We start from the raw sequence: 19,795 nt of genomic DNA on the forward strand, positions 1-19,795 counted from the left end.
CGAGAGGTCCTCTCGGGTGGTGGGGGGCCGCGTCACAGGACGCGACGGGAGGGGGCGGTGCTGTGGACCACGTCGGCGACGGTGACGTCGACCGCCGTGACCTCGACACCGGTGAGGGTGTGGACCCGCTCCCCGACGTGGTCGCGGACGCGCGCGGTGAGCTGGGAGAGCGACGCGGGCCAGACCGCCCCGACCTCGACGGAGATGCGCGAGGTGCGGCCGGCCACGACGGCCTCGGCGCTGGGGAGCCTGCCGCGGACGAGACGGCCGAAGCCGCCACGCGAGTCCACGGTCGACTCGACCTCGCCCGCAGCGGCCGAGGCGATGCGCTCCACGACCCGGTCGGCGATGACCGTGCGGCCGCGCTCCTCGGGGGCCGGCAGGGTCTCGACCTCAGCCACGGTCGCGCTTCCCGAACACCTGGCTCAGGTCGACCTCGCCGTCGAAGTGGCCGCCGATGACGTAGCCGGCGGTGCCGAGCACGAGCGCGATCAGGAAGCCGACGAGGCCGCCGGCGGCGGCGGCGATGGCCAGCAGGAGGCCGGCGATGAGGCCGATGGTGGAGGTGGTCATGTCAGGGACTCCTTGTGAGGGGACGAGAGGGGCGAGAGGGGTGGTGGGGCAGGTCAGAGGTCGGTCCAGCGACGGGCGCCGGGCCAGCCGGGTGGCAGCCGCGAGCGCAGCACTCGGGTGCGGTGGCCGACCACGCGGCGGGCGCGGGTGGCCCGCCGGGCGAGCGGCTGCCACCGTCCGGGCGGTCGCAGCTCGACCTGGGGTGAGGTGCCGGCCGGGCCGTCGTAGGCCGCGTCCACGGCCGCCAGCTCCCGCTGGAGCACCTCGGGGTCGCCGCCCACGTCGGGGTGGTGGCGACGGATGACGGCGCGCCGGGCCGCGGCCCGGGCCCTCTCGGACCCGGGCGACGCGGCCCCGCGCCGGTCGGTCACGCCGGGGACACGTCCTCGACGACGACGTGGACCTCGTCACCGGTGACCGCCTCGACGGCGGCACGCACCTGCGTGGCCGCCTCGAGGATGGCCGTGCCCATGGCGACGGTGACGTGGACCTCGGTGACGCCGTCGCGCTGCCGGACCCCGGCGACGCTGCGCCCGGGCAGGTAGGTCGCGACCTCGCCGTAGGAACCGGCGTGGAGGCCGGTCACCCCGGGGACGCGGACGACCGCGTCGGCCACCCGGTCCACGGGGTCCGGCTCACCGGCTGTCTCACCGGGCAGGTCGACGGACGTCACTGGACGCGCGGCTCGCTCGAGGTGTCCTCGGTGCGCTCCTCGGTCTCCAGGTGCACGTCCTGGATCTCGATGTTGACCTCGGTGACCTCGAGCCCGGTCATGCGCTCGATCGAGGAGATCACGTTGCGGCGGATGCCGGTGGCCAGGTCGGCCAGGCTCACGCCGTACTCCGCGACCAGCTGCACGTCGACCGCGGCCTGGCGCTCGCCGACCTCGACGGAGACGCCCTGCGAGTGGTTGGTGCTGCTGCCGGGGATGCGCTCGCGGAGCGCGCCGACGGCGCGGGCGGCGCCGCCACCGAGGGCGTGGACGCCGGCGACCTCACGGGCGGCGATGCCGGCGATCTTCGAGACCACGGTGTCGGCGATCGTGGTGCGGCCGTCCTTGCCCACGAGGGTGCTGGGGGTGGCGGTCTTCTCTACGGACTTGTCGGTCATGTGATCCGTCCTTCGCGATGTCGTGTGTGGTGTACGCAGGTTGGACGGGCCGAGGTCGCGGATCGTCACGCTACTGTGACCCACCTCACAGGTGCATGCTCGGCGTCGCCCTGGGCACACCCAGGGCCGGGGACGAGGCACCGCACCCACGTGCGGCGGAGGAGGACGACGGTGTCCGACGAGGGTGAGGCGACGACGTCCGACGTCGCCGCGGCCACGCAGCAGGCGCTCGCACGGCGCGCCGGGCTGGGCGACCGCGCGGCCTACGAGGAGCTGTTCCGTCGGCTCTTCCCCGCCACCTACCGCTTCGCGCTGCGGATGCTCGACCACGAGACCGCCCTGGCCGACGACGCGGTCCAGGAGGCCTGGGTCAAGGCCTGGCGCGGCCTGCCCGACTTCCGCGGCACGTCGACCTTCTCGACCTGGCTGTTCTCGATCGTCTCCCGCGAGGCCCTGGAGGTACGCCGCCGCCGCCGGCCGGTCGCCGTGGACAGCGAGATCCTCGAGCCGATCATCGACCGCTCCACCCACCGCGCCGCGGCCTCGCAGGACCCGGCCCAGTCGGTGCTGGCCGCGGAGCTGTGGGAGACGTTGAACCTCGCCCTGCTGGAACTACCGTGGCGACAGCGGGCCAGCTGGCTGCTGCGCGAGCTCGAGGGTTTCTCCTACGACGAGATCGCGCGGGTACTGGACACCACCCCCGGAGTCGTCCGTGGCCAGCTGCACCGGGCCCGACGAACCCTCGCGATCAGGATGGAGCAGTGGCGATGAGCGCCTCACCGCACCACCACGACGGGTCCACCCCCCTCGACCCCGCCGCCGAGGACGTCGCCCCGTCGGGCGCCCGGGCCCTCGACGACGCCACCCGGCTGCTGCGCGAGCAGCCCCCGCACCCCCGCGCCGTGGAGATCGCCGACCGCGTCCTGCAGCGCTCGCTGCGGACCCCCCGCCCCGCCGAGCTGGTCCGGGGCCGTGGCGCGATGTCCTTCCTGCGCGTCTCCTCGCTCGTGCTCGTCGAGCGCCTGCGCGAGCACGTCGACGCCCACCTCGACGGCGGCGCCGTCGGCCGGGTGCTGCTCGACGTCGAGCGCGGCGGCCGGCTCGACGCGGTCACCATCGAGCTGCTGGTGCGCTACGGCTCCGACATCCTCACCCTCGGCGACCGGACCCGCCGGCTGGCGGCCGAGGCGCTCGCCGAGACGCTGGGGGCGCCGGCCGACGGCACCGAGCTGGTCACGATGGCGGTCAGCCACGTGCACGTCAGCGACGTCACCGTCGGCGACCCCCACCTGGTGGACCCCAGCGACGAGTAGGCCCGCTCGTTAGGCTGGTGCGATGCCGACCCTCGAGCTGACCGGTGAGAACTTCGAGTCCAGCGTCTCGGAGCACGACGTCCTCTTCGTCGACTTCTGGGCGAGCTGGTGCGGCCCGTGCCGCCAGTTCGCCCCGACCTACGAGGCCGCCTCCGAGGCGCACCCGGACCTCGCGTTCGGGTCGGTGAACACCGAGGAGCAGCACGCGCTGGCCGCCGCGGCCCAGGTGACCTCGATCCCCACGCTGATGGCCTTCCGCGAGGGCGTCCTGGTCTTCTCCCAGCCCGGCGCGCTGCCGCCGGCCGCGCTCGACCAGCTGATCGCGGCGGTGCGCGACCTCGACATGGACGACGTCCGCCGCCAGCTCGCCCAGCAGCAGCAGTCCGACCAGCCCGGGCAGCAGGGCTAGGTCCGTGGACGCCGCCGCTTGGGACGAGAGGTACGCCGCGGCGCCGCTGGTGTGGTCCGCCGGACCCAACGCCTTCGTCGAGCGCGACCTCGCCGACCTGACGCCCGGCACCGCCCTCGACCTGGGCTCCGGCGAGGGGCGCAACGCCCGCTGGCTGGCCTCGCGGGGCTGGCACGTCACCGCGCTGGACTTCTCGCCCGTCGGCCTGGACAAGGGTCGACGGCTGGCCGCCGAGCACGACCCGCCCCTCGAGGTCGACTGGGTGGTCGGCGACGTGCTGAGCGCCCCGTTGCCGGGCGCGCTCGACCTGGTGGTGGTGGCCTACCTCCAGCTGCCGGCGGCCGAGCGGCGTACGACGCTGCGGCGGGCGTGGGACGCCCTGGCGCCCGGCGGCACGCTGCACCTCGTCGCGCACGACGCGACCAACCTCCACGAGGGCACCGGCGGGCCGCAGGACGCGCGCGTGCTCTGCACCGCGGCCGACGTGCTGGAGGACCTCGCCGACCAGGACCCCGAGGTCGTCCACGCGGGCCGGGTGACGCGCACGGTCGCCGCACCCGACGGGCACGGCGACGCAGGCACGGCGTACGACGCCCTGGTGCACCTGCGCCGCCGCTGACCCGTCAGCGGCGCTGCCGCGCGTCGTCCACCCGCGTCGACCGGATCGTGGTGACGGCACCGAGCTCGGCCCGCACGGGCGACGTCACGGCGTAGTCGTGACCGGTCGCGGCCAGCACCTCCAGCACCTCGTGCAGTGGCGACTCGGGGACGTTGTGGTACTCCATGTAGATCCGGGCGACGTCGCGCAGTCCTTCGCCCGCACCCCGCAGCGCGCCCAGCTCGGCGCCCTCGACGTCGAGCTTCATCAGGTCGACCGGCTCGTCGAGGAACTCCGCCAGCGGCGCGACCTGGATCTCGAGCCGGTCGGGTGTGCCGCCGTCCAGCAGCGAGCTCGCGAAGCTGGGGCTGATGGACTGGCTGGAGTCGGCCACGGCCGGGTTCACGAACAGCACCACCGTCCCGCGCTCCTCGGCGAGGCCGGTGTTGTGGGCGGTGACGCCGGTGATGCCGTTCACCTCGAGGTTGCGCACCAGGCAGGCGTACGACCGCGGGTCCGGCTCGAAGCACACGATGCGCGCGTCGGGGTGGCGGTCACGGAAGAACAGGGTCGCGAGCCCGATGTTGGCGCCGGCGTCCACGATCGAGTGCACCGGGACCTCGGGAGGCACCTCGTAGTCGCGGCTCAGGTAGACCTCGCGGAACAACCACCGCAGCGTGGCCAGGTCGGTGAAGTGGACCGTGTGCCCCGCCACCTCGACCGGGCGGCGACGCCCGGGCTGGACCTTCTCGAGCAGGCGCAGACGCAGGTAGTCGCGCAGCAGGCCACGCGCGCCCGGCACGTGGCTCCGGGTCGCGAAGCGGACGTGGAACCGGAGGTGACGCAGGGTCCGACGCAGCTCGCGAGCAGTGGCCACGGTTCCCCCTAGGCGAGACGGTGCGCCACGGTAGCGAGGCGGACCGGTCCCCGTCGAGAGCCCGTCCCTGCCGGACCAGCCCGCCCGCGCCCCACGCTCCGCTCCGGCGTCGCTCCGCTCAGGCGGTCCCGAAGAAGTCGGAGAGCGCGGGGACCCGCCGCAGCACGAACCGGTCGAGCAGCAGCACGACCACGAGGCTGACGCCGAACACCGGCAGGAACACCGCCAGCGCCACCAGCCCGGCCGCGAGCACCGGCGAGCTACGCACCGGGAGCCGACCTCGCGGGGCGCCCAACCGCGGCCCCGAGGGCCGGCGCCGCCACCACATCAGCGGCCCCGTCACGCACAGCGCGACCACACCGAGGCAGAACGCCGCGGCGAGCGCCATCGTCCAGCCGCCGAGGCTGCGGCCCTCGTGGACGCCGATCCCCTGCGAGACGACCTGGGCGAGCAGCGGGTAGTCGTCGTAGCCGTACGCCGACCGCACCTCGCCGTCGAAGCGGTCGACGTGCACCGTCCGCTCGTCGCTGGGCGCGTCGAAGGCGTAGCCGATCACCGAGAAGGTGCCGTCCTCCTGGGTCGGCAGCGCCACCGTCATCGGGTGGCGCAGGCCCTCGCCGTCGGCCACCTCGATCGCGGTGTCGACGTTGGCGACCGCCACCGTGCCGTCCTCGTGGGCCTGCGACCGGGGCACCTCGCTCTCCCCCATCCCCCACGGCACCTCGGCGTGGCTGTGCGGCAGCGACTCGTCCAGCGTCGACAGCGGCGCGGACTCCGCCCCGTGGTCCAGGCTCCACATCGAGGAGCCGGACGTGGTGGCGAGCTGCTGCACGGTGCCGCCCCACACGCCGGTCCAGGGCAGCCCGGTGACGACCATGAGCAGCAGCCCGACGCCCACGACCGAGCCGAGCACGCCGTGGCGGGCGCGCAGCCGGGCGCCGCGCTTGCCGGCCCGGGCACGCCGCCTCCGGGCGGCTCGCCCGCGCACGAACAGGTAGTAGCCGGTCAGCGACATCACGATCGCCCAGCAGGTGCCGAGCTCCATCACGAGGTCACCGGGCCGGCCCGACATCAGGTCGGCGTGCAGCCGGATCGCGTAGCCGCTGAGCGTGGTGTCGGGGTCGCGGTCGCCCAGCACCTCGGCGGTCCACGGGTCGACGAAGACGTCGCGGCCCTCGCCGTCGGGCATGGTGACCGAGACGACCGTGCTGCGCCCGGCGTCGCGCGGCTCGGCCAGCGACACCGGCTCGGCGCCCGGATGGGCCTCCTCGACGGCGCGCAGCTGCCCGGCGTACGGCTGGGCGACGTCGGTGCCGGCCGGCTTCTCGACCTGCATCAACGCCGGGTTGAGCACCGGCTCGAGCTGGAACCGGAAGAGGTAGATCAACCCGGTGACCGAGAGCACGAGCATCACGGGGACGACGACGAACGAGGCGTAGAAGTGCCAGCGCCAGAAGGCGCGGAACAGCCCGCCCGAGGACCGGGGTCGACGGGCGGGGCGGCCGGGACGGCCGGAGGGTGCGGGTGGTGGTGAGGGGGGACGGGTCTCTACGGACACGGGTGTGCTCCTGGCGTGCGGAGGGAGCGCGCAGCAGCCGCCGGCCCGGGACGGGCGGCGGTGGGGCGCGCGGGGACCTGGGTTCAGGCAGCCAGGGGTGGCCCGCGGCGGGGCACGCGGCGGGCGTGGAGCTCGGCGAAGCGGGGCGGCGGGTCGGGCAGCGCCACGGTGCGGCGCACGTCGGTGAGCAGGGTGCGCAGCACGTCCAGCAGCGCCCGCGCCCGCACGGCGAGCAGCACCGCGGCGACCGGGCGGGTCCACGCCCGGGCGGTGAGGGCGACCAGCTGCCACAGCGCCTGCTCGCCGCGGGCCAGCCACCAGCCGCACGCGGCGGCGGCGAGCAGGTGGGCGAGGGCCATCACGGGGTGGTCGACGACGTCGGTGAGGGCGTGCAGCAGCGGCGCGGGGAGGGTGAGCGGGTCACCGGAGCCGACCGGCGTCGCGTCGTACGCCACGTCGTGGAAGGACCCGCGACGCGAACCCGACCCGGCCGGGAGCGGCGGGGGCGCCGCCGCGGGTGCCGCCGTCGGGTCGCCACGGTGGCCGGCCACGACGGCCAGCACGGTGTGGACCACGCCCTGGCCGGCAGCGAGCAGCAGCACGACCCGGAGCGTCGAGGCGGGCCGGCGCAGCAGCGGCGCCACGGCGAGCGCCCCCAGGAGCAGCAGCAGCCCGAGCGCGACCGGGCCCGGCAGCAGGCCGTCGGCCTGGACGTGCGCGACGCCGCCGACCGCGAAGGCCACCGCGGACAGCGCGAGTGCCCGTCCCCACAGCACCACGCCGGCAGCGCGGGCGGTCGGGACGTGGCTCATCGCTCAGAGGGTCCGGAGCGGCTCAGTCGGTGGTGCGGTCGCGCGGGTCGGCGACCGGGCGCTGCCGCTGCGGGGGCCGCTGGGCCTCGACCCATGCAAGGCGCGCGGCCTCGCGCTCCTCGGCCTCGGCGGCCGCGGCCGCCTGGGCGTCGGCGCCGAACTTGCCGGCCGCGGTGTTCTCGCGGATCTTGCGCAGGTGGCGGGTGAGGCTCACGCACAGCAGCGCCGTCGCGGCGCACAGCGCCACGAAGATCCAGAACGCCAGCCAGCCTGCCTTGACGTCCTCGGGCTCGGGCACGGGGTCAGCGGCCGGGAGCAGCAGCAGCGCGTGGGTGAGGAGGACGGTCATGCCTCCATTGTCGCAACCCGCTCCACACCCGGCCCGGGCGGCCTGCAGGACCCCGTCGGGCCCGGGTCAGTCCAGGTCGTCGCGGCCGCGGACGCCGGCGAACAGGTCGTCCTCGGGCAGCGGCGACTCGACGCGGGAGACGACCAGCTCGAACTCCTCGGTCGGCCACACCTGCTGCTGCAGCGCGATCGGCGCCTTGAAGAAGAACCCGTCGGGGTCGATCTGGGTGGCGTGGGCGATCAGCGCCCGGTCGCGGACCTCGAAGTACTCCCCGCACGGCACCCGGGTGGTGATGCGGGCGTCGTGCGCCGGGTCGGCCTTCCACTCCTTGAGCCGCTCGGCGAAGGGCGACTCCAGCCCGGCGGCCTCCATCGCCTCGTGGATCGCCAACGAGCGGGGCCGGTTGAAGCCGTGCTGGTAGTAGAGCTTGAAGGGCTTCCAGGGCTCGCCCGCGTCGGGGAACCGGTCGGGGTCGCCGGCCGCCTCGAAGGCCGCCATGGAGACGAGGTGGCACATGATGTGGTCCGGGTGCGGGTAGCCACCGTTCTCGTCGTACGTCGTCACGACGTGGGGGCGCACCGAGCGGATCAGCCGGACCAGCGGCTCGGCCGCCTCCTCGGGGTCGACCAGCCCGAAGCAGCCCTCGGGCAGCGGCGGCTTGGGGTCGCCCTCGGGCCAGCCGGAGTCGACGTAGCCCAACCAGTGCTGGGTGACGCCGAGGATCTCGCGGGCGGCCTCCATCTCGGCGCGACGGATCTCGGTGATGTTGGCCAGGACGTCGGGGCGCTCCATCTTGGGGTTGAGGATCGAGCCCCGCTCCCCGCCCGTGCAGGTCACGACGTGCACGTCGACGCCCTCGTGGACGTACTTCACCGTGGAGGCAGCGCCCTTGCTCGACTCGTCGTCGGGGTGGGCGTGCACGTGCATGAGCCGCAGCATGCGCCCATCCTAGGGACGGGCCCGCCTGGGAGGATGGGGTGGTGACCAGCCCGAGCAGACCGGAGTCCGGCCCCGGGTCCAGCCCGACGCACGACACCGGCACCGACCTCGCCGAGCGCTACGGCCGCAGCGACGCCGCCCGACGCCGACGCCTCGTCGTCGCCGTCTCGGGGCTCGTCGGCGTGGTCGCGCTCGCGTGGCTGGGGTGGGTGGCCCTGGACTCCAGCAGCCCGGACGTGCAGTCGCGGCTCACGGCGTACGACGTGGTCGACGGGCGGACCGCCCGGGCCACCGTGACCGTCACGCTCGCCGACCCGGACGTCCGTGCCAGCTGCCTGGTGCGGGCCGTGGCGGTCGACAGCAGCCCGGTCGGCGAGCGCAGCTTCACCGTCACCGGGGTCGAGGGCCCCTCGCGGGTCGTCGTCGACGTCCGCACCGAGCGCGAGGCCGACACCGTCCGGCTGATCGGCTGCACCACGCCGGACCAGTCACGTCCCCGCTGATCCCGGCCAGGTGGACGGGGCGATCGACGGGCCGGTCATCGGGCCGCGAGACGAGGATTTCGGCTCCGGGGCGCCTGCGTTGCTAGCATCGCCTACTTGCCCGCACGACCCCCGCTGCACCCCGATGCACCAAAGGAGCACCCGATGAGCGAGCAGACCTCCGGCGCCGTCTGGCTGACGCAGGCCAAGTACGACGAGCTGAAGGCCGAGCTCGAGGAGCTGCGCGGCCCGACGCGCTCCGACATCGTCAAGCGCGTCAGCGACGCCCGCGACGAGGGTGACCTCAAGGAGAACGCCGGCTACCACGCCGCGCGCGACGAGCTCGGCAAGATCGACGGCCGGATCCAGCAGCTCACCGACATGCTCGAGAAGGCCGAGGTCGGCGAGACCCCCGCCGACGACGGCGTCGTCGAGCCCGGCATGAAGGTGACCGTCAACCTCGTCGGCCTCGACTTCGAGGAGACCTTCCTCTTCGGCGCCCGCGAGATGGCCGGCGACGACATCAAGGTCTACTCGCCGCAGTCCCCGCTGGGCCAGGCCATCCACGGCTCGCGGCGCGGCGACACCGTCACCTACACCCTGCCCAACGGCAAGGAGCAGAAGGCCGAGATCGTCGAGGCGGTCCCCTACTCCGGCTGATCCGCTGTCGGCGTACGCCGGCAGGGCCGTCGTCGAGGGCGGCGGTCGAGGATCGCGGTCGAGCGCCGAGGCTCGACGCCCCGACGCCTCGCAGGTGGTGCGAGTGGCTCCTGACCACCCCTCGCCGCGCAGCCGCCACCTCCGCGTGTCCGGGGGGGCCGCTGCGCGCGCCGCGGTCCGGTCAGTCGCGCACGGCGTAGCCGTGGTCGCGCAGCCGCGCGAGCACGGACTCGGCGTGGGGGGCGCCGCGGGTCTCGAGCTGGAGCCGCACCTCCACCTCACCGATGTGCAACGTCGTCGAGGTGCGCTCGTGCGCGACCTCCAGCACGTTGGCGCCCGAGCCGGCGAGGTCGGCCAGCAGCGTGGCCAGGCCGCCCGGCCGGTCGGGGATGACGCAGCGGATGTTGAGGTAGCGGCCGCCGGCCGCCATGCCGTGGCGGATCAGGTTGCCGAGCAGCAGCGGGTCGACGTTGCCGCCCGAGAGCACGGCCACCATCGGCGTCTCGAAGGCCTGCGGCGCGTCGAGGACGGCCGCCACCGCGGCGGCGCCGGACGGCTCGACCACCATCTTGGCGCGCTCGAGCAGCAGCACCAGCGCGCGGGAGAGCGAGTCCTCGGAGACGGTGACGACCTCGTCGACGCAGCGCTGGATCGCCTCGAAGGGCAGGTCGCCGGGCTTCGCGACGGCGATGCCGTCGGCCATCGTCGCCATCCGTTCCAGCGCGACGGGCGCGCCGGTGCGCAGCGACTCGGGGTACGCCGCGGCCTCGGCCGCCTGCACCCCCACCACGCGTACGTCGGGCCGCGAGGCCTTGATCGCCAGCGCCATCCCCGCCAGCAGCCCGCCGCCCCCGGTGGGGATGAGCACGGTGCGGACCTCGGGCGCCTGCTCGAGCACCTCGAGCCCGCAGGTGCCCTGGCCGGTCATGATGTCGGCGTGGTCGAAGGGGTGGATGAACACCGCCCCGGTCTCGTCGGAGAACTCCTGGGCGCGCACCAGCGCCTCGGTCAGCGAGAGCCCGTGGAAGCGCACCTCGGCGCCGTATCCCCGGGTCGCGTTGGCCTTGGGGATCGGGGCACCGTCGGGCATGAAGACGGTGGCCTTGATCCCCAGCAGCTGCGCGGCCAGCGCGACGCCCTGGGCGTGGTTGCCCGCGGACGCCGCGACCACGCCGCGGGCGCGCTCCTCGGGCGTGAGCCGCGAGAGCCGCAGGTAGGCGCCGCGGATCTTGAACGAGCCGGTGCGCTGGAGGTTCTCGCACTTGAGCAGCACCCGGCCACCGACCATCGCCTGCAGCCAGCGCGACTCCTCGACCGGGGTCGTCAGGGCGACCTCCCCCACGACGGCGCGGCAGGCCTCGATGTCGGCGAGCGTGACGCTCATGCGGGCTCCCCTCCGGGTTGCAGGGCCGCGTCGTCCGCCGCGGCCTCCTGGGCGTCCTCGCCCACCGCCGTGTCACGGGCGAGGTGCTGGACCACGGCGTTCAGCGAGGCCGCCAGCGGCACCGCGATCAGCGCGCCGGCGATGCCCGCGACGAGCACGCCCATCGCGATCGCGACGATGACCCCGAGCGGGTGCACCGAGACGAAGCGGCCCATCAGGAACGGCTGCAGCACGTGGGCCTCGAGCTGCTGCACGGCGATCACCACGCCGAGCATGATCGCGGCGGTCACCGGGCCCTGGGCCACCAGCGCGACGAGCACGGCCACCGCACCGCTGATGGTGGCGCCGATCATCGGCACGAACGCGCCGAGGAAGACCAGGACCGCGATGGCGCCCACGAACGGCACGCCGAGGACGGCCGCGCCGACGGCGATGCCCAGCGCGTCGACGGCGGCGACCAGCACGGTGGCCCGGACGAACTGGGTCAGCGAGGACCACGCGACCCGGCCCGAGGAGTCGGCCTTGAGCCGCCCGGCCCGCGGGAACAGCCGCACCAGCCAGGTCCAGATGAGCGCGCCGTCGGCGAGGAAGAAGTAGGTCGCGAACAGCACGATGAACACGCCGGCCAGCACGTGCCCGACGGTGGCGCCGAGCTCGCTGAGGGTGGCGTAGGCGTTGTCACCGAGCGACTGCAGCTGGGCCTGCGACTCCTGCAGCGCGGTGTTGATCTGCGAGTCGGTCACGCCGAGCGGCCCGTCGCGCAGCCAGCTGCGGATCTGCTCCAGGCCGCTGCCGACCTGGGTGGACAGGTCGCTGACGCCCTGCGCGACCTGGTTGCCCACGAAGGTCACCGACAGCGCCACCAGGGCGAGGAGCAGCAGCACCACGATGAGCGCCCCTCCCCCACGGGGCACCCCGAGCCGGCCGAGCCAGCGGACCACCGGGCTGACGAGCGCGGCGATCAGCAGCGCGATCACGATCGGCAGCACCACGACCATGAAGAACTGCAGCAGGTAGAGGATGATCAGCCCCGCCGCGCAGACGACCACGAAGCGCCAGGCCCAGGCGGCGGCGAGGTCCATGCCGTAGGGCACCTGGGCGCGCGTGAAGTTGCTGGTGCCGGCGGCCACCTCGGGGCGCCTCTCCATGGCCCGGCGGGCGGCACGGACCTCGGCCCACTGGGCGGCGATCCGCTCGCGCAGCTCCAGGCTCTCCTGCTCGCGACGGGCGCGTGCGTCCTGCTCCGCGGCCTCGTCGGCGACCGCTCCCGAGGCCCCGTCGTCGTCCCGGCCGCGCAGCCGCAGCCGGTCCCTCACCCCTCGCGTGACTCCCACGCCGTCAGGCTACGTGCCAGGGCGCCTGCCGCGGCGGCGTGGCTCTCCGCCAGCAGCCCGACCGCGGCGAGCACGTAGTCGCGGTCCACCACCACCCGCGGGGACGCCGGCAGCTGCCACCCCTCGGGCGACGTCCCGACCAGGCGCGCGAGCACCGCCTCCGCCTGCCCGGGCGGGGCGTGGCGGAGCACCCCGCCGGAGCCGACGAGCAGGCCGACCCGGCGCAGGTCGGTGCCGCTGCGCTCCACGACGCGCCCGTCCGGGCCGGTGACGACGCGGGCGCGGCCGGCGTGGCGGCGGCAGGCCAGGGTCGCGGCGGCGCCGGCCAGCGCGAGGTCGTCGGCGACGTCGTCGGGACCCTCGGGCAGCAGGTCGGGGTGCTCGGCGCGGCGTACGCCCTGGTCGCGGTCGAAGCCGGGGTCGAGCCCGGCGGCGGTCGCCGCGTCCCAGGTCGAGGCCGCGCTCCACCGCATCCCGAGGTCACCCTCGACGGTGCGGGTGACCGGCGAGCTCGCGACCACCTCGCGCGAGAGCGTGGCCTCCTCGGGGTCGAGCTGCACCACCGAGTGCACGTCGGTGGTGGCACCGCCGACGTCGACCACCACGACGTCCTGGCCGGTGACCGCGGCCAGCACCTCGACCCCGGTCAGCACGAGGTCGGGGGTGGGGCCGCGCACGAGGGAGGCGAGGTCGACGCGGGTGCTGAGGCCCTTGCCGCCGATGACGTGGGAGAGGAACAGCTCGCGCACCGCCCGGCGGGCGGGGGCGGGGGTGAGGACGCCGATGCGGGGCAGCACGTTGTCGCTGAGCAGGTACGCCGATCCGCCGGCCGCCAACCTGGCGCCGACCTCCTCGCGGGCCTCGACGTCGCCCGCGACCACGACGGGGCCGTCCCACCCGGCGGCGGCCAGCGACGCCGCGTCGGCGAGCAGCACCTCGGAGTTGCCGCCGTCGGTGCCGCCGACCAGCAGCACCACGTCGGGCCGGGCCTCCCGCAGCGTGGCGACCCCGTGCTCCCCCAGGCCGCCGCTGAGCACGGCCGCCACCGTGCCGCCGCTCGACAACGCGACCCGGCGCCCGGCCTCGGCGGTGACCAGCTCCTCGGTACCGACGACGGCGATCCGCAGGCCCCCTCCGGCCGAGGAGCAGGCCAGCAGGGCGGCGTCCACGGCCTCCGGGTGGCGCTCCGCCAGCGCGGCCCGGCAGGCGTCGACGCCGTCCATCACGTCGGTGGCCAGGGTCGTGGGGTGCGACGTGGTGCCCAGCAGGTCACCGGTGTCGCCGTCGACGAGCGCGGCCTTGGTGAACGTCGACCCGAGGTCGACGCACAGGAGAGGCTCCACCTCAGTCCCGGGCCAGCAGCACGTAGGCCGTGGCGACCAGCAGGCTCACCACCACCGCGAGGCTGAGCAGGTGCGCCGCGGGACCGGAGCCGATCGGTCGCCCCTCGCGCATCGCGCGCTCCACGCCACGGAAGCGCAGGTAGCCGCCCACCGCCGCGATCGCGGAGGTCAGCACGAAGGCCAGCCCGAGCAGCAGCGACAGCGGGCCGCGCTCGAGGAAGTGCACCACCGCCACGGCGGCGGCCAGCATCGCGACCGAGGTGCGCTGGTAGGCCAGCAGGGTGCGCTCGTTGGCCAGCGAGAACCGGACGTCCGGCTCCACCGACTCGCCCTCAGCCAAGGGCCCGGTCCAGGTCGGCGAGCAGGTCGTCGGCCGTCTCGATGCCGACGCTGAGCCGGATCAGGTCCGAGGGCACCTCGAGGGCGGTGCCGGCGACGCTCGCGTGGGTCATCCGGCCCGGGTGCTCGATCAGCGACTCGATGCCGCCGAGCGACTCGGCCAGGGTGAACACCTCGGCGCGGGCGCAGGCGTCCAGGGCCGCCTGCTCGCCGGCGGCGACACGGAAGGACACGATGCCGCCGAACCGCTTCATCTGCCGGGCCGCGACCGCGTGGCCGGGGTGCTCCTCCAGGCCGGGGTAGATCACCTGCGCCACCTTCGGGTGCCCGGCGAGGAACTCCACCACCCGCTCGGCGTTGTCGCAGTGCCGGTCCATCCGCACGGCCAGCGTCCTCAAGCCGCGCAGCACCAGCCAGGAGTCGAAGGGGCCGGCCACCGCACCGATGGCGTTCTGGTGGAACCCGACCCGCTCGGCCAGCTCCAGGTCACGCACGACCAGGGCTCCGCCGACGACGTCGGAGTGGCCGCCGGCGTACTTGGTCGTGGAGTGGACCACCACGTCGGCGCCCAGCGTGAGCGGCTGCTGGAGGTAGGAGGAGGCGAAGGTGTTGTCGACGACCAGCAGCGCCCCGGCGTCATGGGCGACGCCCGCCAGCGCCTCGATGTCGCCGATGTTGAGCAGCGGGTTGGTGGGGGTCTCGACCCAGACGAGCCGGGTCCTCCCGGGGCGGATGGCGGCACGGACCGCGTCGACGTCGCTGACCGGCGCCGCGTCGTACTCCAGGCCCCACCCGGTGGCGACCTTGTCGACGAGCCGGAAGGTGCCGCCGTAGGCGTCGTCGGGGATGACCACGTGGTCGCCCGGACCGCACACCGAGTGGAGCAGCGTGTCCTCGGCGGCGAGGCCGGAGGCGAAGGCGAAGGCCCGCTCCCCCTCCTCCAGGGCGGCGAGGTTGCCCTCCAGGGCGGTGCGGGTGGGGTTGCCGGAGCGGCTGTACTCGTAGCCCCCACGGAGCCCCCCGACGCCGTCCTGCTTGTAGGTCGAGGTGGCGTAGATCGGCGGGATCACCGCGCCCGTCGCGGCGTCCGGCTCGTAGCCCGCGTGGATCGCCCGCGTCTCGAAACCGGACTTGGATCGGTGCTGGTCGTGCTGCTCCTGGGTCACCGGCAGCACGCTACTCGCCGGGAACACCTCGCCGCCCCCTGCCGTTGTGACCACAGGCACCCGCGGGTGCCACCGCAGTCGGAACCGACGAGAGGACCACGATGTTCGGTCGCACCAAGACCACCCTGCCCACCGCCGACGAGGCCCTGCGCGGCCGCGAGGAGCGGTGGTTCCCGCTGTCGGAGAAGCACCGCGCGCTCGACGCTCCCCTGGTGACCGACGAGGTGCCCGACGGCTACGAGGTCGCGGTCTTCGGGCTCGGCTGCTTCTGGGGTGCCGAGGAGATCTTCTGGCAGGTCCCGGGCGTCTGGTCGACGTCGGTCGGGTACGCCGGCGGCCACACCCCCCACCCGTCGTACGAGGAGGTCTGCAGCGGTCGCACCGGCCACACCGAGGCCGTCCGCGTCGTCTACGACCCGGCGAAGGTGGACTACGCCGAGCTGGTCGCCCAGTTCTACGAGGTGCACGACCCGACGCAGGGGATGCGCCAGGGCAACGACCTCGGCACGCAGTACCGCTCCGCGATCTACGTCTCCACCCCGGAGCAGGAGAAGGTCGCCCGCGAGGTGACCGACCGCTACCAGGCCGAGCTCACCCGCCGCGGCTTCGACGCCATCACCACCGAGATCCGCCCCGCCGCGGACACGCCGTACTACTACGCCGAGGACCCGCACCAGCAGTACCTGCTCAAGAACCCCTTCGGCTACCGCTGCCACGCCAAGACGGGCGTCCCCGTCCCCCGCTGACCCAGCGGGTCGAGCGCGTCGGGACCCGGTCGACGATCAGTTCACCGCCAGCGGACCGGTCCCACGCCTGGGCGACGGCCGCGCAGCGACGAACTGATCGTCGGTCCGGCGGACCGGGCGACCACGGCGAGCGGGTCAGCCCGGCAGGGCGTGCGCCAGGAGGCGCTCGTAGACCGGGAGCGCCGCGTCGTACGCCGCCCGGAGCCGGCTGTCCTCGTGGCCCGGGGGCGGCGGGGGCGGTCGGAGGTCGCCGAAGCCGGTGCTCCTCGAGGTCGAGGCGTGCCACTCGCCCCACAGCTCCCACTCCGGGCGCATGCCGGGCTCCCAGGTCAGCGCGGAGGGGTCGTAGGTCACGCCCATCCGCTCGCACCAGTCCTCGACGACGGCGGCGGGGTCGGCACAGAGCCGGTCGGCGTCGACGACGACCAGCGGCTGGCCGAGGTCCTCGACGAGGTCGGCCGCACGGTCGAGGTCGGCCCACCCGGTCTCCTCGTCGGTGAAGTCGGGCCACTTGCGGGCCAGCGAGGTCAGCGTCGCGGCCGGGTCGCGCACCAGGAAGGTGTTGCGGAACCGGGCCAGGAACTCGCGGTCGAGCAGCTCGGTGGGGTGGTAGGCCATGTCCTTGACGAACACCGGCCGCTCCTCGGCGGCCGCCTCGACCTCGGCGAGCACCTGCGTCGCCGCGCTGCCCGGAATGGTCTCGTCGTAGCGCTGCGATCGGCGGTCCGGGCCGAAGTAGTAGGCCCGCGAGAAGGGCTCGTCGAAGACGGTGTGGTCACCGCGCTCGCTGATCATCCGCTCGAACGACGTGGACACCGAGCGGGGCACGCTCCACAGGACGGTGATCGGGTGGCTCACGCCGCCTAGCCTGCCGAGTCGACGCCGCCCGGCGGACCGGGGTCCGCATCGTGGCGCGGCGCCCCGCCGCCGAAGGCATCGGAGACCTCGCGGCCGACGAGCACCCGGTAGGGCGCGGCGTACGACGCGGCACGCCGGCGCAGCGCGTCGCCCAGCGAGCCGTCGGGACCCGCGACGAGCAGCACGTTGCCGCCCCGACGGCCCTTGAGGGTGGCCGGCTCGGCGCCGAGCACGACGTGCTCGACCAGCGGGGAGGCGGCCGCGACGACGTCGCGCACCAGCGTGAACGGCGCGGTGTCGCTGAGGTTGGCCACCAGCGTCCCGGTGGGTGCGAGCACCTCGAGGACGACGGCCAGCGCCTCGGCCGTGACCAGGTCGGCGGGCACCTCGCCGGCGTCGTAGGCGTCGACCAGGACGAGGTCGGCACCCGCGCCGCGCAGCGCCTCCAGGCCGGGCCGGCCGGCCACCGGACGCACCCGTACGCCGCTGCGGCGCGGCAGCGGCAGCTCCTCGCGGACCCGGGCGGTCAGCGCCTCGTCGGGCTCGAGGACGACCTGCCACGAGCGCGGGCGCGTCGTGGCGACGTAGCGCGGCAGCGTCAGGCCGGCGCCGCCGACGTGGACGACGCGCAGCGGGTCGCCGGGGGCGGCGGCCGCGTCGATGACGTCGCCGGTGCGGCGCACGTAGTCGAAGGCCAGCCGGGTCGGGTCGAGCAGGTCGACGACCGACTGGTCGCGGCCGTCGAGCCGGACGAGCCAGGAGCCCGCCCGGTCGCCCTCGACGATCTCGGGATCGGGCATCGCGGGCGGCTCAGCCCTCGACGAGGCGGCCCGCCGTACGACGCCCGCCCCACCGGTCGATCTCGCCGGCGAGGTCGAGCCGCTCGGTGGTGGCGCTGTGCTCGAACTCGCCCCAGTCGGCGCGCGGGAGCATCCACATCACCTCGAACTCGTTGCCGTCCGGGTCGACGCCGTAGATGCTCTTGGTCGCGCCGTGGCTGGACTCGCCGGTGTAGGCGTCGAGGCCGGCCAGCGTGGTGCGGGCCGCCTCGAGGTCCTCCACGGTGTCGACCTGCCAGGCGAGGTGGTAGAGCCCCACCGTCCCGGGCTGCCGGGCCGGGGCGTGCGCCCCGATCCCGAACAGACCCAGGTCGTGGTGGTTCTCCGAGCGCGGCATCCGCAGGAAGGCGGCGTTCGCGCGGGGCTCCCGCGCGACCACCTCCACCCCGAACGCCGCGGTGTAGAAGGCCAGCGCGCGCTCGAGGTCGGACACGAAGAGCACCGCGTGGTTCAGGCGTACGACGGGCACGGTCATCTCGGGCTCCTGCGGGCTGGTCGGGGGTGGGTGGGTCAGGCGGACTTGATGGCGGAGACGTCGAACTCGAGCTTGATCTTCTCGCTGACGAGCACGCCGCCGGTCTCGAGCGCAGCGTTCCAGGTCAGGCCCCAGTCCTTGCGGTTGATCGAGGTGGCGCCCTCGAAGCCGATGCGGGTGTTGCCGAAGGGGTCGATCGCGGAGCCGGTGGACTCGAAGTCGATGGCGACCGACTTGGAGACGCCCTTCATGGCGAGGTCGCCGGTCAGGCGCCACACGTCGTCCTCGACGCGCTCGACCTGGGTGGTGGTGAAGGTGATCTCGGGGTTGGCGTCGGCGTCGAAGAAGTCGCCCGAGCGCAGGTGGCCGTCGCGGTCGGCGGAGCCGGTGTCGATGCTCGCGGTCTTGATGACGAGCTTCGCGCTGGAGGCCGAGGGGTTGGCGGTGTCGACGTGGGCGGTGCCCTCGAACTCGCCGAAGGAGCCGCGGACGGTGGTGACCATGGCGTGGCGGGCCGAGAAGCCGATGCGGGAGTGGCTGGCGTCGATGACGTAGTCGCCGGAGATGTCGCTCAGGTGGGCGGTGGGGGCGTCGAAGACGGCGGTGGCGGTGGTGCCCGCGTCGGCGGACTTGTCGGAACGGTTGAACAGACCCATGACGAGCTCCTGGTGGTGTGAGGTTGAGACTTCAACTAACAAGGTGGACTCTACACGAGACATTTGAAAAGTCAAACGTTTGGTCCCCGCTAGGTTCGCCCCCATGACCTCCGCTCCCCCCTCCCCCACCCGAACGCTCCGCGACCGCACGATCGTGATGTCCGGCGGCAGCCGCGGCATCGGCCTGGCCATCGCCCTGCGCGCCGCCCGCGACGGCGCCAACGTGGTGCTGCTGGCCAAGACCGGCGAGCCCCACCCCAAGCTGGAGGGCACCGTGCACACGGCCGCCGCCGAGATCGAGGCCGCCGGCGGCCAGGCGCTCGCCGTGGTCGGCGACGTGCGCGACGACGCCGACGTCGAGGGCGCCGTCGCCGCGGCCGTCGAGCGCTTCGGCGGCATCGACGTGGTGGTCAACAACGCCAGCGCGATCGACCTCAGCGGCACCCGCGAGCTGTCGATGAAGAAGTACGACCTGATGCAGGACATCAACGCCCGCGGCACGTTCCTGCTCTCCAAGACCGCGCTGCCCCACCTCGAGCGCAGCTCCGGTGCCCACGTGCTCACGCTGTCGCCGCCGCTCGACCTGCGGCCGCAGTGGGCCGGGCAGTACCTCGGCTACACGATGGCCAAGTACGGCATGAGCCTGGTGACGCTCGGGCTGGCCGAGGAGCTGCGCGAGGCGGGCGTCGCCGCCAACTCGCTGTGGCCGCGCACCATGATCGCCACCGCCGCGGTCGCCAACCTGCTCGGCGGCGACGAGGCCGTCGCGGGGTCGCGCACCCCGGAGATGGTCGCGGACGCGGCGTACGCCGTGCTGACGCGTGACCCGCGCACCTGCACCGGCAACTTCTTCATCGACGACGAGGTGCTGGCGCAGGAGGGGATCACCGACCTCGAGGGCTACCGCGCGGTGCCCGGCGGCGAGGCCCCGCTGCGCGAGGACCTGTTCCTCGACCCGATCTGAGCCGCGACCGG

27 protein-coding genes are annotated in these 19,795 nt (G+C 74.3%); 8 read left to right on the top strand and 19 right to left on the bottom strand.

Annotated features, from left to right (window positions below; translation table 11 throughout):
• Nucleotides 1–32: 32 nt before the first annotated feature.
• The 5 genes from EDD33_RS15845 to EDD33_RS15865 are packed head-to-tail and all read right to left on the bottom strand — an operon-like array spanning nt 33 to nt 1,683.
• Complete coding sequence (locus EDD33_RS15845; protein ID WP_123391957.1) at nt 33–401, bottom strand: Asp23/Gls24 family envelope stress response protein; 369 nt, start codon at nt 399–401, stop codon at nt 33–35.
• Nucleotides 394–573 carry a hypothetical protein gene (locus EDD33_RS15850; protein ID WP_056541612.1) on the bottom strand — a complete coding sequence of 60 codons (180 nt, stop codon included), beginning with the start codon at nt 571–573 and terminating at the stop codon, nt 394–396. Before EDD33_RS15850 ends, EDD33_RS15845 begins: the two co-directional genes overlap by 8 nt.
• Nucleotides 574–626: 53 nt before the next feature.
• Nucleotides 627–944 (bottom strand): hypothetical protein, encoded by a 318-nt coding sequence (locus EDD33_RS15855; RefSeq protein ID WP_123391958.1) that lies wholly within the window; start codon nt 942–944, stop codon nt 627–629.
• Nucleotides 941–1,198, bottom strand: a complete 258-nt coding sequence (locus EDD33_RS15860) for a hypothetical protein (RefSeq protein ID WP_123393542.1) — start codon at nt 1,196–1,198, stop codon at nt 941–943. Before EDD33_RS15860 ends, EDD33_RS15855 begins: the two co-directional genes overlap by 4 nt.
• A 44-nt stretch (nt 1,199–1,242) precedes the next feature.
• Complete coding sequence (locus EDD33_RS15865) at nt 1,243–1,683, bottom strand: Asp23/Gls24 family envelope stress response protein (protein ID WP_123391959.1); 441 nt, start codon at nt 1,681–1,683, stop codon at nt 1,243–1,245.
• Between the two features lie 171 nt (nt 1,684–1,854).
• Between EDD33_RS15865 and EDD33_RS15870 the strand changes: the two genes are divergently transcribed.
• From EDD33_RS15870 to EDD33_RS15885, 4 genes are read left to right on the top strand one after another with little or no spacing between them, the layout of a single operon-like run.
• The gene (locus EDD33_RS15870) at nt 1,855–2,454 is read left to right on the top strand and encodes an RNA polymerase sigma factor (protein ID WP_123391961.1); all 600 of its coding nucleotides are present in this window, start codon (nt 1,855–1,857) and stop codon (nt 2,452–2,454) included.
• On the top strand, nt 2,451–2,996 hold the full coding sequence (locus EDD33_RS15875) for a hypothetical protein (RefSeq protein ID WP_148077114.1): 546 nt from the start codon (nt 2,451–2,453) through the stop codon (nt 2,994–2,996). The genes EDD33_RS15870 and EDD33_RS15875 overlap by 4 nt, the downstream gene beginning before the upstream one ends.
• 22 nt (nt 2,997–3,018) lie before the next feature.
• Nucleotides 3,019–3,405: a thioredoxin family protein gene (locus tag EDD33_RS15880; protein ID WP_123391963.1), complete on the top strand. Its 387-nt coding sequence runs from the start codon at nt 3,019–3,021 to the stop codon at nt 3,403–3,405.
• Nucleotides 3,406–3,409: 4 nt separating this feature from the next.
• On the top strand, nt 3,410–4,024 hold the full coding sequence (locus EDD33_RS15885; RefSeq protein ID WP_123391964.1) for a class I SAM-dependent methyltransferase: 615 nt from the start codon (nt 3,410–3,412) through the stop codon (nt 4,022–4,024).
• A gap of 4 nt (nt 4,025–4,028) precedes the next feature.
• Here the strand turns inward: EDD33_RS15885 and EDD33_RS15890 are convergent, their stop codons facing one another.
• The 5 genes from EDD33_RS15890 to mca form a co-directional block, all read right to left on the bottom strand.
• Nucleotides 4,029–4,880, bottom strand: a complete 852-nt coding sequence (locus EDD33_RS15890; protein WP_123391965.1) for an FkbM family methyltransferase — start codon at nt 4,878–4,880, stop codon at nt 4,029–4,031.
• Nucleotides 4,881–4,998: 118 nt separating this feature from the next.
• A complete protein-coding gene (locus tag EDD33_RS15895) occupies nt 4,999–6,438 on the bottom strand; it encodes a PepSY-associated TM helix domain-containing protein (RefSeq protein ID WP_246003549.1) in 1,440 nt (479 codons plus the stop codon).
• Between the two features lie 83 nt (nt 6,439–6,521).
• Entirely contained in the window at nt 6,522–7,250 is a 729-nt protein-coding gene (locus EDD33_RS20130) for a hypothetical protein (RefSeq protein ID WP_170169846.1), read from the bottom strand.
• Nucleotides 7,251–7,272: 22 nt separating this feature from the next.
• Nucleotides 7,273–7,599 (bottom strand): hypothetical protein, encoded by a 327-nt coding sequence (locus EDD33_RS15905; protein ID WP_123391966.1) that lies wholly within the window; start codon nt 7,597–7,599, stop codon nt 7,273–7,275.
• A 66-nt stretch (nt 7,600–7,665) separates the two neighbouring features.
• Nucleotides 7,666–8,538 carry a mycothiol conjugate amidase Mca gene (mca, locus tag EDD33_RS15910; protein WP_123391968.1) on the bottom strand — a complete coding sequence of 291 codons (873 nt, stop codon included), beginning with the start codon at nt 8,536–8,538 and terminating at the stop codon, nt 7,666–7,668.
• A 41-nt stretch (nt 8,539–8,579) separates the two neighbouring features.
• On the opposite strand from mca, the gene EDD33_RS15915 reads away from it, so the two are divergent.
• On the top strand, nt 8,580–9,041 hold the full coding sequence (locus tag EDD33_RS15915; protein WP_170169847.1) for a DUF4307 domain-containing protein: 462 nt from the start codon (nt 8,580–8,582) through the stop codon (nt 9,039–9,041).
• A 144-nt stretch (nt 9,042–9,185) separates the two neighbouring features.
• Nucleotides 9,186–9,680: a transcription elongation factor GreA gene (greA, locus tag EDD33_RS15920; RefSeq protein ID WP_123391970.1), complete on the top strand. Its 495-nt coding sequence runs from the start codon at nt 9,186–9,188 to the stop codon at nt 9,678–9,680.
• 181 nt (nt 9,681–9,861) lie between these two features.
• Here greA and ilvA read toward each other — a convergent pair whose 3' ends face one another.
• From ilvA to EDD33_RS15945, 5 genes are read right to left on the bottom strand one after another with little or no spacing between them, the layout of a single operon-like run.
• The gene (gene ilvA / locus EDD33_RS15925; protein WP_123391971.1) at nt 9,862–11,064 is read right to left on the bottom strand and encodes a threonine ammonia-lyase; all 1,203 of its coding nucleotides are present in this window, start codon (nt 11,062–11,064) and stop codon (nt 9,862–9,864) included.
• Nucleotides 11,061–12,398 (bottom strand): AI-2E family transporter, encoded by a 1,338-nt coding sequence (locus EDD33_RS15930; RefSeq protein ID WP_246003550.1) that lies wholly within the window; start codon nt 12,396–12,398, stop codon nt 11,061–11,063. The genes ilvA and EDD33_RS15930 overlap by 4 nt, the downstream gene beginning before the upstream one ends.
• Nucleotides 12,377–13,741, bottom strand: coding sequence for a glutamate mutase L (locus tag EDD33_RS15935; RefSeq protein WP_123391972.1), 1,365 nt, complete (start codon nt 13,739–13,741; stop codon nt 12,377–12,379). Before EDD33_RS15935 ends, EDD33_RS15930 begins: the two co-directional genes overlap by 22 nt.
• A gap of 1 nt (nt 13,742) precedes the next feature.
• Nucleotides 13,743–14,063, bottom strand: coding sequence for a YidH family protein (locus EDD33_RS15940; protein ID WP_170169848.1), 321 nt, complete (start codon nt 14,061–14,063; stop codon nt 13,743–13,745).
• Between the two features lie 10 nt (nt 14,064–14,073).
• Nucleotides 14,074–15,246, bottom strand: a complete 1,173-nt coding sequence (locus EDD33_RS15945) for a cystathionine gamma-synthase (RefSeq protein ID WP_123393547.1) — start codon at nt 15,244–15,246, stop codon at nt 14,074–14,076.
• Nucleotides 15,247–15,347: 101 nt separating this feature from the next.
• Between EDD33_RS15945 and msrA the strand changes: the two genes are divergently transcribed.
• Complete coding sequence (gene msrA / locus EDD33_RS15950; RefSeq protein WP_123391975.1) at nt 15,348–15,992, top strand: peptide-methionine (S)-S-oxide reductase MsrA; 645 nt, start codon at nt 15,348–15,350, stop codon at nt 15,990–15,992.
• A gap of 135 nt (nt 15,993–16,127) precedes the next feature.
• Here the strand turns inward: msrA and EDD33_RS15955 are convergent, their stop codons facing one another.
• The 4 genes from EDD33_RS15955 to EDD33_RS15970 are packed head-to-tail and all read right to left on the bottom strand — an operon-like array spanning nt 16,128 to nt 18,820.
• Complete coding sequence (locus EDD33_RS15955; protein WP_123391976.1) at nt 16,128–16,850, bottom strand: sulfotransferase-like domain-containing protein; 723 nt, start codon at nt 16,848–16,850, stop codon at nt 16,128–16,130.
• Nucleotides 16,851–16,855: 5 nt separating this feature from the next.
• Complete coding sequence (locus tag EDD33_RS15960; RefSeq protein WP_123391977.1) at nt 16,856–17,650, bottom strand: spermidine synthase; 795 nt, start codon at nt 17,648–17,650, stop codon at nt 16,856–16,858.
• Nucleotides 17,651–17,660: 10 nt separating this feature from the next.
• The gene (locus EDD33_RS15965; RefSeq protein WP_123391978.1) at nt 17,661–18,164 is read right to left on the bottom strand and encodes a VOC family protein; all 504 of its coding nucleotides are present in this window, start codon (nt 18,162–18,164) and stop codon (nt 17,661–17,663) included.
• Between the two features lie 35 nt (nt 18,165–18,199).
• Nucleotides 18,200–18,820 carry a YceI family protein gene (locus tag EDD33_RS15970; RefSeq protein ID WP_123391979.1) on the bottom strand — a complete coding sequence of 207 codons (621 nt, stop codon included), beginning with the start codon at nt 18,818–18,820 and terminating at the stop codon, nt 18,200–18,202.
• A gap of 103 nt (nt 18,821–18,923) precedes the next feature.
• On the opposite strand from EDD33_RS15970, the gene EDD33_RS15975 reads away from it, so the two are divergent.
• Nucleotides 18,924–19,784 carry an SDR family oxidoreductase gene (locus tag EDD33_RS15975; protein ID WP_123391980.1) on the top strand — a complete coding sequence of 287 codons (861 nt, stop codon included), beginning with the start codon at nt 18,924–18,926 and terminating at the stop codon, nt 19,782–19,784.
• The last annotated feature ends 11 nt before the right edge of the window (nt 19,785–19,795 follow it).

It is taken from the genome of Nocardioides aurantiacus, assembly GCF_003752505.1.
Classification (GTDB): domain Bacteria; phylum Actinomycetota; class Actinomycetes; order Propionibacteriales; family Nocardioidaceae; genus Marmoricola; species Marmoricola aurantiacus.

Coding starts and splice junctions, on each gene's coding strand:
- EDD33_RS15850 (WP_056541612.1), bottom strand. CDS start 573: ATGACCACCTCCACCATCGGCCTCATCGCCGGCCTCCTGCTGGCCATC.
- EDD33_RS15865 (WP_123391959.1), bottom strand. CDS start 1,683: ATGACCGACAAGTCCGTAGAGAAGACCGCCACCCCCAGCACCCTCGTG.
- EDD33_RS15875 (WP_148077114.1), top strand. CDS start 2,451: ATGAGCGCCTCACCGCACCACCACGACGGGTCCACCCCCCTCGACCCC.
- EDD33_RS15880 (WP_123391963.1), top strand. CDS start 3,019: ATGCCGACCCTCGAGCTGACCGGTGAGAACTTCGAGTCCAGCGTCTCG.
- msrA (WP_123391975.1), top strand. CDS start 15,348: ATGTTCGGTCGCACCAAGACCACCCTGCCCACCGCCGACGAGGCCCTG.
- mca (WP_123391968.1), bottom strand. CDS start 8,538: ATGCTGCGGCTCATGCACGTGCACGCCCACCCCGACGACGAGTCGAGC.
- greA (WP_123391970.1), top strand. CDS start 9,186: ATGAGCGAGCAGACCTCCGGCGCCGTCTGGCTGACGCAGGCCAAGTAC.
- ilvA (WP_123391971.1), bottom strand. CDS start 11,064: ATGAGCGTCACGCTCGCCGACATCGAGGCCTGCCGCGCCGTCGTGGGG.
- EDD33_RS15905 (WP_123391966.1), bottom strand. CDS start 7,599: ATGACCGTCCTCCTCACCCACGCGCTGCTGCTGCTCCCGGCCGCTGAC.
- EDD33_RS15970 (WP_123391979.1), bottom strand. CDS start 18,820: ATGGGTCTGTTCAACCGTTCCGACAAGTCCGCCGACGCGGGCACCACC.
- EDD33_RS20130 (WP_170169846.1), bottom strand. CDS start 7,250: ATGAGCCACGTCCCGACCGCCCGCGCTGCCGGCGTGGTGCTGTGGGGA.
- EDD33_RS15975 (WP_123391980.1), top strand. CDS start 18,924: ATGACCTCCGCTCCCCCCTCCCCCACCCGAACGCTCCGCGACCGCACG.
- EDD33_RS15960 (WP_123391977.1), bottom strand. CDS start 17,650: ATGCCCGATCCCGAGATCGTCGAGGGCGACCGGGCGGGCTCCTGGCTC.
- EDD33_RS15965 (WP_123391978.1), bottom strand. CDS start 18,164: ATGACCGTGCCCGTCGTACGCCTGAACCACGCGGTGCTCTTCGTGTCC.